This is a genomic window from Sinomonas halotolerans, assembly GCF_039615075.1.
GTDB lineage: Bacteria > Actinomycetota > Actinomycetes > Actinomycetales > Micrococcaceae > Sinomonas > Sinomonas halotolerans.
Genome location: NZ_JBDFRB010000001.1, coordinates 249,272 through 263,707, shown reverse-complemented (window position 1 = coordinate 263,707; position 14,436 = coordinate 249,272). Strand labels below are relative to the sequence as shown.

General features: G+C 73.9%; 13 protein-coding genes. 2 read left to right on the top strand and 11 right to left on the bottom strand.

Features of this window, described 5'->3' with window-relative positions:
* Window positions 1–174 precede the first annotated feature (174 nt).
* The gene (locus tag ABCQ75_RS01160) at window positions 175–1,257 is read left to right on the top strand and encodes a DUF4439 domain-containing protein (RefSeq protein WP_345882578.1); all 1,083 of its coding nucleotides are present in this window, start codon (window positions 175–177) and stop codon (window positions 1,255–1,257) included.
* Between the two features lie 44 nt (window positions 1,258–1,301).
* The gene (locus ABCQ75_RS01155) at window positions 1,302–2,027 is read left to right on the top strand and encodes a VIT1/CCC1 transporter family protein (protein WP_345882577.1); all 726 of its coding nucleotides are present in this window, start codon (window positions 1,302–1,304) and stop codon (window positions 2,025–2,027) included.
* Between the two features lie 73 nt (window positions 2,028–2,100).
* Here the strand turns inward: ABCQ75_RS01155 and ABCQ75_RS01150 are convergent, their stop codons facing one another.
* The 11 genes from ABCQ75_RS01150 to ABCQ75_RS01100 form a co-directional block, all read right to left on the bottom strand.
* Complete coding sequence (locus ABCQ75_RS01150) at window positions 2,101–3,501, bottom strand: pyridoxal phosphate-dependent decarboxylase family protein (RefSeq protein ID WP_345882576.1); 1,401 nt, start codon at window positions 3,499–3,501, stop codon at window positions 2,101–2,103.
* Window positions 3,502–3,598: 97 nt separating this feature from the next.
* Window positions 3,599–4,402 (bottom strand): sulfite exporter TauE/SafE family protein, encoded by an 804-nt coding sequence (locus ABCQ75_RS01145; RefSeq protein WP_345882575.1) that lies wholly within the window; start codon window positions 4,400–4,402, stop codon window positions 3,599–3,601.
* Complete coding sequence (locus ABCQ75_RS01140; RefSeq protein ID WP_345882574.1) at window positions 4,403–6,211, bottom strand: proline--tRNA ligase; 1,809 nt, start codon at window positions 6,209–6,211, stop codon at window positions 4,403–4,405.
* 87 nt (window positions 6,212–6,298) lie between these two features.
* On the bottom strand, window positions 6,299–7,102 hold the full coding sequence (locus ABCQ75_RS01135; RefSeq protein ID WP_345882573.1) for a hypothetical protein: 804 nt from the start codon (window positions 7,100–7,102) through the stop codon (window positions 6,299–6,301).
* Between the two features lie 80 nt (window positions 7,103–7,182).
* On the bottom strand, window positions 7,183–8,061 hold the full coding sequence (locus ABCQ75_RS01130) for a GNAT family N-acetyltransferase (protein WP_345882925.1): 879 nt from the start codon (window positions 8,059–8,061) through the stop codon (window positions 7,183–7,185).
* Window positions 8,024–9,190, bottom strand: coding sequence for a flavodoxin-dependent (E)-4-hydroxy-3-methylbut-2-enyl-diphosphate synthase (gene ispG / locus ABCQ75_RS01125; RefSeq protein WP_345882572.1), 1,167 nt, complete (start codon window positions 9,188–9,190; stop codon window positions 8,024–8,026). Before ispG ends, ABCQ75_RS01130 begins: the two co-directional genes overlap by 38 nt.
* A 79-nt stretch (window positions 9,191–9,269) precedes the next feature.
* Entirely contained in the window at window positions 9,270–9,575 is a 306-nt protein-coding gene (locus ABCQ75_RS01120; RefSeq protein ID WP_345882570.1) for a YciI family protein, read from the bottom strand.
* A gap of 20 nt (window positions 9,576–9,595) precedes the next feature.
* Window positions 9,596–10,936: a M50 family metallopeptidase gene (locus tag ABCQ75_RS01115; protein WP_345882568.1), complete on the bottom strand. Its 1,341-nt coding sequence runs from the start codon at window positions 10,934–10,936 to the stop codon at window positions 9,596–9,598.
* 12 nt (window positions 10,937–10,948) lie between these two features.
* A complete protein-coding gene (gene dxr / locus ABCQ75_RS01110) occupies window positions 10,949–12,295 on the bottom strand; it encodes a 1-deoxy-D-xylulose-5-phosphate reductoisomerase (RefSeq protein ID WP_345882566.1) in 1,347 nt (448 codons plus the stop codon).
* A gap of 21 nt (window positions 12,296–12,316) precedes the next feature.
* Window positions 12,317–13,852 (bottom strand): tripartite tricarboxylate transporter permease, encoded by a 1,536-nt coding sequence (locus ABCQ75_RS01105; protein WP_345882564.1) that lies wholly within the window; start codon window positions 13,850–13,852, stop codon window positions 12,317–12,319.
* Window positions 13,845–14,435, bottom strand: a complete 591-nt coding sequence (locus ABCQ75_RS01100) for a tripartite tricarboxylate transporter TctB family protein (protein ID WP_345882562.1) — start codon at window positions 14,433–14,435, stop codon at window positions 13,845–13,847. The genes ABCQ75_RS01105 and ABCQ75_RS01100 overlap by 8 nt, the downstream gene beginning before the upstream one ends.
* Window position 14,436 lies beyond the last annotated feature (1 nt).

The window sequence follows — 14,436 nt, the reverse complement described above, 5'->3', positions numbered from 1 at the left end:
GTCCGCCTCCTTTGCTCAGTTGTCCCCATAGACTATCCGCTCCGTGGGGGCCGCGCGGCAGTCTGCGCCGCCCATGGGATGATCAGAGCCGTGACATCCACCACCGACGCCCCTGACCAGCCCCCTGCGCCCGATGCGGAGGGGCCACGGCCGGCCCGACGGGCCTGGGCCTGGGTGGCTGCAGTCACTGCCGCCGTCGTGCTGGGCACCGGGGCCGCCCTGGCCGCCGCACCTGCCCCCTCAGCTCCTGCCGCCTCCCCCGAGGAGGTGGCCCTTGCCCAGGCCGAGGACGACGCCGACCGCCTCGTCTCGGTCGCGGACACCGTGGCCGCCGCCTCGAGCGGGCCCACGGCACAGGCGGCCCGCCGGGTGGCAGGTGTCCTGCGCCTCCAGGCCAGCGTGCTCTCCGACCGGCCCCAGCTGCCCACCGACCCCGCATCGGCCCCCGCAGCCACGGCCGGTCCGTCTTCCGCCAGCGCCTCCGTTCCCACCCCCCCTGCGACCAGCCCGTCCGCGACCAGCCCGTCCCCCGCGGCAGGCCCCGCAGCGCAGGCTGCAGGCCTCGCCGCGGACCTTGACCGCAGCGCGGCTGCGATCGTGGACCGGCTCGACGGTCTCGACGGCCCGACCGCCTCCGTCCTGGGATCCGTCGCCGCCGCACGCACCGCCGCCGCACGCTCACTCGCCCCTGCCGGGCCCAGGGCCTCCGGCGGCTCCCCGACGGGCGGGCAGGACGGCGCCCAGCCCATGGAGGCACAGGCAGGGCAGGAGCCCGAGGCGGCACAGGCCTCCGAAGGCCTTGCCGGCACGGCCTGCCCGGCCCCCACCCCGGCAACAGCCTGGGAGGCGGTGCACGCCGCGGAGTCCGCCGCGGAATGGGCGTACACCGTGCTCGCCGCACGGGCCGAGGGCGCGGAACGGACAGCGCGCCTGGATTCAGCCGCCGCCCACGCACGGCAGGCCGAGGCACTCGCCGGCATCGCCGCGGCGTCGTGCGTCAGCCTCCCGGCGCGCGAGCCGGCGTTCGCGCTCGAGGACCCTGCGCCGCGGGCGGCACTCCTCGTAGAGCGCGCCGCGGCGGAGTCGTGGGCCCAGCTCGTGGGCGCCGCTCCCCCGGCGCAGCGCGCCGCGGCCGCCGGGCGCCTCGCCGAGGCGGCCCTGCTCCTGGCCGCCCACGCCCCCCAGACGCCCGCCGAGGCCGCGTTCCCGGGCCACGCCGCGGCCCAGACGGCAGCATCGGCGCCCGCCGCGGGCTGACGCACGCCGTGGAACCGCCCGTCCAGCCGTGGGAGAGTAGGGGCATGCCGAGCGACGCCGGAACCGGGCTGCATCCCGAGCCCCAGGGCACCGACCTCGCGGCCAGGCTCAACTGGCTGCGGGCAGGGATCCTCGGGGCGAACGACGGGATCGTCTCCGTGGCCGCGGTGGTCGTGGGCGTCGCGGGGGTCACGGCGGAGACCGGCCCCATCCTGGCCGCCGGCGTGGCCGCGCTCGCCGGGGGCGCCATCTCGATGGCGCTGGGCGAGTACGTCTCGGTGAGCAGCCAGAGCGACAGCCAGAAGAACCTCATCGCCAAGGAGCGGAGCGAGCTCGCGGAGGAGCCCGAGGAGGAATTCGACGAGCTCGTGGAGCTCTACCGCGCCAAGGGGCTCACCCGCGCCACGGCCCGCCGGGTCGCCGAGGAGCTCACGGCCGCTGACCCGCTGCGCGCGCATCTGGACATCGAGCTCGGGATCGACCCGGACGAGATCGTGAGCCCGTGGCACGCGGCCATTGCGTCCGCCGGGTCGTTCGTCGTCGGCGCGCTCCTGCCGCTCCTCGCGATCCTGCTCACACCCGAGTCCCTGCGGGTCGCAGCGACATTCGCGGTAGTGCTCGTGGCCCTCGCCGTCACGGGCGCGACCGGGGCCTGGATCGGCGGGGGCTCGCGCCTCCGGGCGGCACTGCGCGTGGTCCTCGGCGGCGCGCTCGCGCTCGCGACGACGTTCGGCCTGGGCAGCCTGCTGGGGACCGCGGGCATCCTCTGACCGCGAGGCCCATCTGGGCCCGGGCCGACGGATGCGGGACTGAGGGTCCGGGACTGCCAGGTGCCCGGCGCCGTCAGGAGTCCGGGCCCGCGGCGGCGAGGGCGTCCTGCACGGCAGCGACCGCGATCTCGGCGTCCGCGCCGTCCGAGGACCAGTTGGCGACCGAGATCCTCAGCACCGGCCGGCCCCTCCACCTCGAGGCGCTCATCCAGACGCGCCCGTCCCGCGCGAGCTCGGCGGCGACCGCCTGTGTGCGCGCGTCCGAGCCGATGCCCAGGCAGACCTGGGTGAACACGACGTCGTTGAGCACCTCGACGCCCGGCAGGGCGCCGAGGCGCTTCGCGAGGTCCCGCGCATGGCGGACGAGGCCGTCGACGAGCGAGTCCACGCCGGAGCGGCCGAGGGAGCGCAGCGCCGCCCACACCGGGACCCCCCGCGCGCGGCGCGAGAGCTCGGGAACCTTCTCGAACGGGTCGCCGGGGCCGTGGTCACCGTGCGCATCGTGGACGAGGTAGTCGGCGTGCATCCCGAGCGCGGTCCGCAGCGCCGGCACGTCGCGGCACACGGCGATCCCGCAGTCGTACGGGACGTTGAGGTTCTTGTGCGCGTCCGTGGCCCACGAGTCCGCCGCCTCGGCGCCGGCCATGAGGTGCCGGGTCGACGCCGCGGCGGCGGCCCAGAGCCCGAACGCCCCGTCGATGTGGGCCCACGCGCCGTGGCGGTGGGCGGTCGCGATGCACTCGCCGAAGGGGTCGAACCCACCGGAGTGGATGTTGCCGGCCTGGAGGCACACGATGACAGGGCCGGTCCCGGCGGCGAGGGCGGCCTCGAGGGCCTCGGGCCGCATGCGGCCCTGGTCGTCCACGCCGATGGGTTCGGGCGCCCCGAGGCCGAGGAAGCGCAGCGCCATGTCGACGGTGTCGTGCCGCTCGGCGCCGACGAGCACGCGCACGCGCGGCCCGCCCGCGAGCCCCTGGGCCCCGACGTCCCAGCCCGCCCTCTCGAGCACGCGCCAGCGCGCCGCGGCGAGGCCAGCGAAATTGGCCATGCTCGCTCCCGTGACGAAGCCGACGTCGCACGCGGCCGGGAGGCCGAGCAGGTCCAGCACCCACCGGCCCGCGGCCTCCTCGGCGGCGACCACGGAGGGCGTCGCGAAGCGCAGGCCGGCGTTCTGGTCCCACGCGCTCACGAGCCAGTCGGCGGCCATCGCGGCCGGGAGCGTCCCGCCGATCACCCAGCCATAGAAGCGCCCCGACCCCATGGCCATGAGGCCCGGCTCCGCCGCGGCCGCGAGCCGGTCCACGGCCTCGCCGGGGGGCATCCCCTCCTCGGGCAGGGGCCCGCCGAAGTCCGCCGCGAGCTCGTCCGCCGTCGCCTGCGGGCCGGTGTGCCGATCGGGCACGCTCCCGATCCAGCGCCGCGCATGGCGCGCGGCGCGCTCGAGGGGGTCGTTGTAGTCCTCGGGGGTGAGCATGGCCGCATGCTACGCCCGACCCGCACCGCGGGACAGGGGCCGGGACAGGGGCAGCCCGGACAGGGTGCGAGAGGGGGGTACGGCGGCCAGCGCCCCGTCAGCCGAGGCCCTCGGTCCAGACATCCACGCCGAGCCGCACGGCGAGGACGGCCACCACGCCCAGGAAGACCCAGCGGATGAACCCGTTGCCGCGGGCGACCGCCATCCTCGCCCCCACGTACCCGCCGCACATGTTCGCCGCGCCGAGGGCGAGGCCCAGGCCCCACAGGAGCGTCCCCTGCGGCGCGAAGACCGCGAAGAGGATGAGGGCGCCGAGGTTCGTGGCCATGTTGACGATCTTCGCCTTCGCGCTCGCCTCGAGGAACGCGTAGCCGATCCCGGAGACGAGTCCGATCACGAGGAACGAGCCTGTGCCGGGGCCGATCAGGCCGTCGTAGAAGCCGATCACGGCACCGAGCCCGCACGCCGCCGCGAGGTGCATGCGGCCCCTGAGCCGCAGCTGCGTGTACTGGCCGAGCTGCGGCCGGAACGCGGTGAAGAGCGCGACGGCGACGATCGCCGCGAGGATGATCGGCTTGAAGACGCTCGCGGGCAGGACGGTCGCCACGGCCGCGCCGCCGAACGCGCCGGCGAGGGCGACTCCCGCCATGGGGAGCGCCGTGCGCAGGTCCGGCCGGACCCGGCGTGCGTAGGTGACGGCGCTCGTCGTCGTGCCGAACACCGAGCCGAGCTTGTTCGTGGCGAGGGCCTGCACGGGCGTGATGCCGGGGACGGCGAGGAGCGCGGGGAGCTGCAGGAGCCCCCCTCCGCCCACGACCGCGTCGATCCAGCCGGCCCCGAAGCCGGCTGCGACGATGAGCGCGAGGGTGACCGGGTCCAGCGACTCGAGGCCGCTGACCACCTAGCCGCGGGCCCCGAGCACGGCTGCCGCGACCCGGTCCACGACCTCGGCCACCGGCACGTCCTCGGCCGTGCCCGAGCGGCGGTCCTTGACCTCGAGCGTGCCCGAGGCGAGGCCCTTGCCGACGGCGACGATGGTCGGGACGCCGATGAGCTCGGCGTCGCCGAACTTCACGCCCGGGGAGACCTTGGGACGGTCGTCGAGCATGACGGTGAGGCCGCGGGCCTCGAGCTCAGCGGCGACGCGCTCGGCCTCGGCGAAGATCTCCTCGCCGCGGCCGACGGCGACGACGTGGACGTCTGCTGGCGCGACGGCGCGGGGCCACACGAGGCCCTTCTCGTCATGGTTCGACTCGGCGAGGGCCGCGACCGCGCGGGTCACGCCGATGCCGTAGGAGCCCATCGTGACCGTGACCTGCTTGCCGTTCTGGTCCAGGACCTTGAGGTCGAGGGCCTCGGCGTACTTGCGGCCGAGCTGGAAGATGTGCCCCATCTCGATCCCGCGGGCCGTCTCGAGCGGGCCCGAACCGTCCGGGGCCGGGTCCCCGGCGCGCACCTCGGTGCACTCGATGACGCCGTCCCAGCCGAAGTCACGACCGGCCACGAGGCCGTAGACGTGCTTGCCGTGCTCGTTCGCGCCGGTGATCCACGTGGTGCCGGACACGACACGGGGGTCCACGAGGTAGAGGAGCTTCGCCTTGCCCTCGAGGCCGAGGAGCGCGTCATCGCGGTCGAGGCCCGGGCCGAGGTAGCCCTTGACGATGAGCGGCGCCTGCTTGAGGTCCTCATCGCCGGCGGCCTCGAGGCCGATCTCCCCCGCGACCGGGAGGAAGGCGCCGATGTTGGCCTCGACCCGCTTGAGGTCCACCGCGCGGTCGCCGGGGACGCCGATGACCACGAGCTGCTTCTCGCCCGTGGGCAGGGTCACCGCCAGGACGACGTTCTTGAGGGTGTCCGCCGCGGTCCAGGGGCGCTCGGGGTTCGGGAAGACGGTCTGGGACGCCGCGACGAGCGTCTCGATCGTCGGCGTGTCCGGGGTGTCGAGCACGACCGCGGCCGGAGCGGCCGTGTAGTCGATCTCGTCCGGGACCACCGTGGTCACGGCCTCGACGTTGGCCGCGTAGCCGCCGGCCGAGCGCACGAAGGTGTCCTCCCCGATCTCGGTCGGGTGCAGGAACTCCTCGCTCTTGGATCCGCCCATCGCCCCTGCGGTCGCCTTGACGGGGACCACCTCGAGCCCGAGCCGGGCGAAGACCTTCACGTAGGCCTCGCGGTGCCGCGCATAGCTCGCGTCGAGGCCCGCGTCGTCGGCGTCGAAGGAGTAGGAGTCCTTCATGATGAACTCGCGCCCGCGCAGCAGGCCGGCGCGCGGACGGGCCTCGTCGCGGTACTTGTTCTGGATCTGGTACAGCGAGAGCGGGAGGTCCTTGTAGGAGGAGTACAGGTCCTTGACCAGGAGCGTGAACATCTCCTCGTGCGTGGGCGCGAGGAGGTAGTCGGCGTCCTTGCGGTCCTTGAGCCGGAAGATGCCCTCGCCGTACTCGGTCCAGCGGTTGGTCGCCTCGTAGGGCTCCTTGGGAAGGAGTGCCGGGAAGTGCACCTCCTGCGCGCCGATCGCGGCCATCTCCTCGCGGATGATCTCCTCGACCCGGCGCAGGACCGCGAGCCCCAGCGGGAGCCACGTGTAGATGCCCGGCGCCGCGCGGCGGATGTAGCCCGCGCGCACGAGCAGCCGGTGGCTCGCGACCTCGGCGTCGGCCGGGTCCTCGCGGAGGGTGCGCAGGAACAGGGTGGAGAGTCGCAGGACCACGCGGTCATCCATTCTCGAAGTCGGCGCCCAGAAGGCGGCGCAGGCAGGCAGGGATCAGCTACCAATGTAGCCCAGCGCGCGGGCCGGCTAGAGCGGCAGCCGGGAGAATGCCATGTCCGCGTACGCGCGGACGGCGGCTGCGGCGTCGTCCGGGCGCGTCTGGACGAGCAGCACCTCGACCGTGACGGTGCCCTTTGCTGCGACCGCGTGGACGAGGGTGCGCTCCTGCGGCGTGCCGCCCCCGTCGGGGTCGGGGACGAGCGCGGTCACCGTCGCCATGGCGGCGCTGTCCGCGGATGCACCCGGGTCCGCCGTGCGCACGACGACGGGCACCCGCCTTCCGTCCACCGCCGCGGTGTGGCGGGCGCACGCCGCAGCGCGCTGCGCGAAGGCCGAAACGGCGTCGACCGCGGCCTCCGGTGCCGCGTGGCTTGCGAGGCCTACTGCGGTCCTCTGGGCCCGGGAGTCCGAGGGAGCCGTGATGAGGGCCGTGGCGCCGGGGACCACTGCCCTCCCAGCGTCCCCGGCGCCCAGGGTGCCGAGCGTGGCCGCGGGCGTGCCGAGCACCCTGCAGGCCGCTGGCTCCGCGGCGCCCAGGAAGCCGGCCGTTGCGCCCGCGCCGGCCCGCGCATCGGGAGCTCCGGAACGCGGGACCTGCGCAAGCTGGGCGTGGTCGAGCACCGTCCCGCCGAGGCCGAGGGCAGTCCGGGTCTCGGCGGCCGTGGCGACGAGCTCGTCCGCGGCGAACGTCCGCTGCTGGCCGGCGGCGTTCAGGCCGGCCCTGTACTCGCCCGAGGGGGGTGGGATCTCTGGGCCCCGGCAGCCGGCCAGGGCAGCGGCGGCCACGGCGAGGGCGCACACGGACAGGACGCGGCTCGTCCACAGGGCCATGGCAGGGGTTCCTTCCTCAGGACGGCGGGATCAGGAGAACAGGGGAACAGGAACGGGTCGGGACCAGGACAGCGGGTGCATCAGAAGAGGACCGTGGCGAAGGTGCCGACCTGCTCGAAGCCGACCCGGCGGTAGGCGGCTCGGGCACGGTGGTTGTAGTCGTTGACGTAGAGGCTCACCACGGGGGCGATCCTGCGGGCGTGCTCGACCACGGCGGCCATCCCGCCATGGCTCAGGCCCGTCCCGCGGCGCTCCGGGGCCACCCACACGCCCTGCACCTGGGACGCCTGGGCGGACACGGAGCCGAGCTCGGCCTTGAAGACCACCTCTCCGCGGTCGCCGAAGCGGGCGAACGAGTGCCCGGACGCGATGAGCTGGCGCACGCGCCGGTAGTAGTTCTCGCTGCCGCCGGCCACCGGCGAGTACCCCACCTCCTCTTCGAACATCGACACGCAGGCCGGTGCGAGCGAGTCGAAGTCCTCGGGGGTGCTCACCCTCACGAGCGGGTCGGGCTCGACGGCGGGCGGCCCCTCGATCGCGAGGAGCGGCTGCTCGGCGCGCACCTCGCGCGGGGCGATGCCGCGCAGCTCCGAGAAGATCGCAAGGGTTCCCTCCGCGGGGCCGAAGATGGAGGCGAAGCGCCGCCGCGATGCCCCGATGGCCTCGGCGTACGCGCGGGCCTGGCCCGTGGTGACGCCGACGGGGACGATGTTGGCACCGACCCAGCATGCGCTCACGAGCTGCCCCTCGGCGTCGAACGCGCCGAGCACCTCCGCGCCCGCCGGGGTGGGTGCGGCGGTACCGGAGGACTCGAGGTGCGCGGCGATGAAGATGTTCGCCACGGGGTCCGCAGCAGCGAGCGCGGCGAGGGCGTGCGTGTCCTCGTCGGCGAGCCTGCGCACCGCCGTGGCGGCGCCTCCTCTAGGAGACGGTGACCACGGGGCCGCCTTGGACAGCATCTTCGCCACCGGCTTCCCCCATTTCCTCGGCGATCTTCATCGCCTCCTCGATCAGAGTCTCCACGATGTCCGCCTCGGGGACAGTCTTGATGACCTGGCCCTTGACGAAGATCTGGCCCTTGCCGTTGCCGGAGGCGACGCCGAGGTCAGCCTCGCGCGCCTCGCCCGGCCCGTTGACGACGCAGCCCATGACGGCCACGCGCAGCGGGACCTCCATGCCCTCGAGGCCCGCCGTCACCTCGTCCGCGAGCTTGTACACGTCCACCTGCGCGCGCCCGCACGAGGGGCACGAGACGATCTCGAGCTTCCGGGGGCGCAGGTTGAGGGACTGCAGGATCTGGATGCCCACCTTGACCTCCTCGACGGGAGGGGCCGAGAGCGAGACGCGGATCGTGTCCCCGATGCCCTTCGACAGGAGCGCGCCGAACGCGGTGGCGGACTTGATGGTGCCCTGGAAGGCCGGGCCCGCCTCGGTCACGCCGAGGTGCAGGGGCCAGTCTCCGCGCTCCGCGAGGAGCTCGTAGGCGCGGACCATGACGACCGGGTCGTTGTGCTTGACCGAGATCTTGAAGTCGTGGAAGCCGTGCTCCTCGAAGAGGCTGGCCTCCCACACGGCGCTCTCCACGAGGGCCTCGGGCGTGGCCTTGCCGTACTTCTCGAGCAGACGGGGGTCGAGCGAACCGGCGTTGACGCCGATCCGGATGGAGGTGCCGTGGTCCTTGGCGGCCTGGGCGATCTCCTTGACCTGGTCGTCGAACTTGCGGATGTTGCCCGGGTTGACGCGGACAGCCGCGCAGCCGGCCTCGATCGCCGCGAAGACGTACTTGGGCTGGAAGTGGATGTCCGCGATCACGGGGATCTGGGACTTCTTCGCGATGATCGGCAGCGCCTCGGCGTCGTCCGCCGAGGGACACGCGACGCGCACGATGTCGCAGCCCGCGGCTGTGAGCTCGGCGATCTGCTGGAGGGTCGCGTTGATGTCCGTGGTCGGCGTCGTCGTCATGGACTGGACGCTCACCGGGGACTCGGAGCCGACTCCGACCGACCCGACCCTGATCTGCCGCGTGGGGCGCCGGGGCGCGAGGACAGGCGGCGGGGCGGCGGGCATTCCGAGGCTGACCGAGGTCACGGGAGGGGCTCCTTAGAGGTGCTGCGGGGCTGGAGGTCCTGCGGGCTGCAGGCGCTGCTGGGCGTGAGGGTGGTGCGGCTCAGGCCGTCACGGCATCCGCGAGGCGCCCGATGATGGGCTTCCACGGGGTGGCCTCGGTGGACTCGATGAGCCCGGCCTCGGCGAACGGGTCCTGGGCGAGGACGGCGTCGAGGGCCGAGCGGTCCTCGGCCCGGAAGATGAGGAGGGCGCTCGCACCGCCCTCGTACGGGCCGCTCGCGAGGACGGTTCCCGCCTCTGCCTGTTCGGCGAGCCAGGCGCGGTGGGCGGGGCGCACCTCGTCGAGGCGGCTGGCTGCCGACTCCGTTCCGGAGGCGTAGCGGTATTCGACGGCGAAGACAGTCATGGATCCAGCCTATCCCCCGCTCACCCGAACAGCTTCACGGGCTTGACGATGTCCGCGTAGATGAGCAGGACGCTCATGAGGATCAGCACGCTCGCCACGGCGTAGGTGAGCGGCAGGAGCTTCGCGATGTCGAACGGGCCGGGGTCCGGCCTCCCGCGCCACGCGGCGAGCCGGCGCCGCACCCCCTCGTACAGCGCGCCCGCGACGTGGCCGCCGTCGAGCGGCAGGAGCGGGATGAGGTTGAACACGGCCAGCGCGAAGTTCACGCCCGCCACGATGCTGAACAGGGTCGCGACTCGGGCGTCGATCGGGACCTCCTCGAGCGCCGCGACCTCGCCGGCCACGCGGCCCACGCCGACCACGCTGATGGGCCCGTTCGGGTCGCGCTCGGCGGTGCTGAAGGCCGCCTCGGCCACGCCCACCACGCGGGCGGGGAGGTTGAGGACGACGCCGGCCACCTGGCGGAGGTTCTCCCCCACCGTGGGCAGCACGGCAGTGGCCGGCTCGGGGACGAGCATCTGGCGCGAGCCGATGCCGAGGAAGCCGACCTCGGTCGTCTCGTACGAGCCGTCCGGCCTCGTGACCGGCTGGCCGTCGCTCCCGATGACCGGGCGCTCGCTCAGGACGGGCGTGACCGTCGTCGTGACCTCTGCCCCGCCGCGCAGGAGGGTGACGGGGACCTCGCGGCCGGCGGACGCCCGGATCCACGAGGTGAGCTCCTCCCACCCGGTGACCTCGCGCCCGTCGTACCGGACCACGGTGTCCCCGGGCTTGACCCCGGCGGCCGCGGCGGGGGTCCTCGTGCACGTGGACTCGTCCACGGGGGCCTCGCTCTCGGGGCTGCCCTCCACGACCATGCACGCAGAGACGGACGCGATCTGGGTGGTGGGCTGCGGGAGCCCGAAGCCCACGAGCGCGACCGCGGTGAGGGCGATGCCGAGGAGGATGTTCATGGCTGGGCCGCCGAGCATGACGATGGTCTTCTTCCAGACCGGCAGCTGGTAGAACAGCCGGCCGTGGTCCTCGGGCCGCACCTCCTCGTGCGCCTGGTCCCGCGCAGCCTCGGCGAGGCCCTGGAACAGGCCCGTGCTCGAGGAGCGCACGGAGCCGTCGCGCACATTGGGCGGGTACATGCCGACCATGGCCACGTAGCCGCCCAGGGGGATGGCCTTGATGCCGTACTCGGTCTCGCCGCGGCGCCGCGAGAAGAGGGTGGGCCCGAACCCGATCATGTACCGGGTGACGCGCACCCCGAACAGCTTGGCGGGGACCAGGTGCCCCACCTCGTGCAGGGCGATGGACACGGCGATGCCGAGGGCGACGAACACGACGCCGAGGATGAAGAGGACGAGGGGGCTCACGTTCACGCTCCTTTAGTTCCGGGTAGCCAAACGTTCGAGGGCCCTCGCCCGTGCCCACGATTCGGCCTCGAGCACCGATTCGAGCGTGAGCTCGGCGGAGCCGCCGTGCTCGGACAGCACGGCCTCGACCGTGTCGACGATGTCAAGGAATCCGATGCCGCCGGCGTGGAACGCTTCGACCGCCTCCTCGTTGGCCGCATTGAAGACGGCCGGGAACGTGCTGCCCTGCCGGGCGGCGTGCTTGGCGATCGAGACGGCGGGGAACGCCTCCTCGTCGAGCGGCTCGAAGGTCCAGGCCGCCGTGGCGCTGAAGTCGCAGGGCGCGGCGGCACCCGGGACGCGGTCCGGCCAGCCCAGTCCGAGCGCGATGGGCAGTCGCATGTCCGGCGGCGAGGCCTGCGCGATGATCGACCCGTCCGTGAACTGGACCATCGAGTGCACGATCGACTGGGGGTGCACGACGACGTCGATCGCCGCCAGCGGCGTGCCGAAGAGCAGGTGCGCCTCGATGACCTCGAGGCCCTTGTTCACGAGGGTCGCGGAGTTGGTCGTGACGACCCTGCCCATGTCCCACGTGGGGTGGTTGAGCGCCTCGGCGGGCGTCACGCCCGCGAGCTCCGCCCGGGTGCGGCCGCGGAACGGCCCGCCCGAGGCGGTGAGGATGAGCTTCTGGACCTCGTCGGGCCGGCCGGAGCGCAGGCACTGCGCGATGGCGGAGTGCTCGGAGTCCACCGGCACGATCTGCCCGGGGGCGGCGGCCCCGGTGACGAGGGCGCCGCCGACGATGAGGCTCTCCTTGTTGGCCAGGGCGAGGGTCGCCCCGGAGCGCAGCGCGGCGAGGGTCGGGGCCAGGCCGATGCTGCCGGTGATCCCGTTGAGCACGACGTCGGCGGGGCCGCTCCCGCCGTCCCAGGCGGCAATGCGGGTGGTGGCGTCCGGGCCGGCGAACAGCTCCGGGCTGTAGCCCTGCACGCCGGCCCGGCGCGCCTGCGCGGCGATCGCCTCGCGCAGCGCGTCCACGCTCCCGGCCGCGACCCCGACCGCCTCGGCCCGCGTGTGCACGGCCTGGGCCGCGATCGCATCGAGGCTGGCCCCGCCAGCGGCGAGGGCGGTGACCCTGAACCGGTCCGGGGCGCTGTCGACGACGTCGATCGCCTGGGTGCCGATGCTCCCCGTCGATCCGAGGAGGACGACGGTGCGCTGGCCCTCGGAGCCCGGGCCCTCGGAGCCCGGGCCCTCGGAGCCCGGGCCCCCAGCGCGCCGGCCCACGGCACGCCGGCTGCCAGCCGAGCTGCTGCCGCCAGGGGTGGAGTGGGCATGCGGGTCATCGGAGCGCGGGTCTGCGCCGGAGGAATGCATGCCCCCAGTATTCCGCACCGGTCAGAGGGCGGCTCCCTCGGGCGTCCGGTGGACGGCGGCCTGGATCGCCCGCTCGCGGCGGCGCAGCCACACCGTGCCGAGGAAGATCAGCAGCAGCGAGGCGTAGACGGCCACGGTGAACGGGGTCGAGACGAGCGTGGTGAGGTCGTTCTGCGAGAGCTGGAGCGAGCGGCGCAGCTGCACCTCGAACATCGGCCCGAGGATGGAGGCGATGACGAGCGGCGCCACCGGGTACCCGTACTGCCGCATGAGGAAGCCCAGCACGCCCACCACGGCCAGGACCACGAGGTCCGCCGTGCTGAGGTTGACCGCGTAGGCCCCCAGGCCGGCGAACGTGAGGATCCCCGCGTAGAGGTACGGGCGCGGGATCCGCAGGATGCGCACCCACAGGCCCACGAGCGGGAGGTTCAGCACGAGGAGCATGAGGTTGCCGATGTACAGGCTCGCGATGAGGGCCCACACGAGCGGCCCCTCGTTCGCGAACAGCAGCGGGCCCGGCTGGATCTGGTAGTGCTGGAACGCGGTGAGCATCATCGCCGCGGTGGCGGTGGTCGGGATGCCGAGGGTGAGCAGGGGCACGAGGACGCCGGCGGCGGCCGCATTGTTCGCTGCCTCCGGGCCGGCCACACCCTCGATCGCGCCCCGGCCGAACTCCTCGCGTGCCTTCCCCCTGGCGAGCTTCCGCTCCGCTGCGTAGGAGAGGAACGTCGAGACGTCCGCGCCGCCGGCCGGGATGGTGCCGATCGGGAAGCCGATCGCCGTCCCGCGCAGCCAGGGCTTCCATGAGCGGCGCCAGTCCTCGCGGGACATCCAGTGCTTCCCCTTGCCCACGGCCATGACCTGCACCGGGCCCCGGCGCAGTCGCGCGGCCACGTAGAGCGCCTCGCCCACTGCGAAGAGGCCCACGGCGACGAGCACGACGTCGATCCCGTCGATGAGCGCGGGGTTGTCGAACGTGAAGCGCTGCTGCGCGGTCGAGTCGTCCACGCCGACCATGCCGACGAAGAGCCCGAGCCCGAGCGAGGCGAGCCCGCGCAGCGGCGACGAGCCCAGGAGCGCCCCGACGGTGAGGAAGGCCACGACCATGAGCGCCACGTAGTCCACGGGGCCGAGCTGGACGGCGAGCTGGACGATTGCGGGGGCCAGGAAGCTCAGGAGGACGGTCGCCACGGTGCCCGCGACGAACGAGCCGATCGCCGCCGTGGCCAATGCCGCGGCGCCCCGGCCGAGCTTGGCCATCCTGTTGCCCTCGAGCGCCGTGACGATGGACGAGGATTCCCCGGGGGTGTTGAGCAGGATCGAGGTGGTCGAGCCGCCGTACATGCCGCCGTAGTAGATCCCCGCGAAGACGATCATGGCCGGCGTCGCATCGAGCGAGTACGTGATGGGCATGAGCAGCGCCACGGTCATGGCGGGCCCGATCCCCGGCAGCACGCCCACGGCGGTGCCGATGAAGACGCCGAAGAGCGCGTAGAGCAGGTAGACGGGCTGCGCAGCGGTCGCGAAGCCCTCGAGCAGGGCGGTGAGGCTATCCATTCAGGAAGGGCACCCCTTCCAGGAGCGGTCCAGCGGGCAGGCCCACGCCGAGCAGGCCCGCGAAGACGGCCTGCAGGGCGAGGGCGAGGACGACGGCGACGGCGGCTGCCCGCCACACGGGCCTCGCGCCGAGGGACCAGGCGGCGCCGGTGAAGAGGACGGCCGCGGCCACGGGCCAGCCGGCGGGCTCGACGAGGACCACATGCGCGGCGAGGAAGAGGGCCAGCCTGAGCAGGGTGGCCCAGTCGATCGACGCCGCGGAGTCCACGTCCTCGCCCTCCTCGGCGCCCACGGTGCGGCCGCGCAGCTCCTGGACGGCGAGCGCGGCGCCGACGGCCGTGAGGAGGGCGCCGACCACGTAGGGCAGGGCTCGGGGCCCGATCCCGGTCTCGAGCGGCGGGACGGGGATGGAGCCGGCGGTGGCGAGGATGAACGCGCCGGTGCCGAGTACGCCGAGCGCGGCGAGGAGGCCGCCGAGGCGCCTCCCCGCCGCGCCCCGCGTGGCCTCCCGTGCGCCCGGCCCGCCCGCGGCGTGCGGTGCGTCCGAAGAGGACGCGCCGTGCAGGGAACCGAGGGAGGGCATG

Bases quoted from the DNA above. Each gene is read 5' to 3' on its own strand.
- ABCQ75_RS01135 (WP_345882573.1), bottom strand. From the start codon at position 7,102: ATGGCCCTGTGGACGAGCCGCGTCCTGTCCGTGTGCGCCCTCGCCGTG.
- dxr (WP_345882566.1), bottom strand. From the start codon at position 12,295: ATGCATTCCTCCGGCGCAGACCCGCGCTCCGATGACCCGCATGCCCAC.
- ABCQ75_RS01155 (WP_345882577.1), top strand. From the start codon at position 1,302: ATGCCGAGCGACGCCGGAACCGGGCTGCATCCCGAGCCCCAGGGCACC.
- ABCQ75_RS01100 (WP_345882562.1), bottom strand. From the start codon at position 14,435: ATGCCCTCCCTCGGTTCCCTGCACGGCGCGTCCTCTTCGGACGCACCG.
- ABCQ75_RS01105 (WP_345882564.1), bottom strand. From the start codon at position 13,852: ATGGATAGCCTCACCGCCCTGCTCGAGGGCTTCGCGACCGCTGCGCAG.
- ABCQ75_RS01130 (WP_345882925.1), bottom strand. From the start codon at position 8,061: ATGCTGTCCAAGGCGGCCCCGTGGTCACCGTCTCCTAGAGGAGGCGCC.
- ABCQ75_RS01150 (WP_345882576.1), bottom strand. From the start codon at position 3,501: ATGCTCACCCCCGAGGACTACAACGACCCCCTCGAGCGCGCCGCGCGC.
- ABCQ75_RS01120 (WP_345882570.1), bottom strand. From the start codon at position 9,575: ATGACTGTCTTCGCCGTCGAATACCGCTACGCCTCCGGAACGGAGTCG.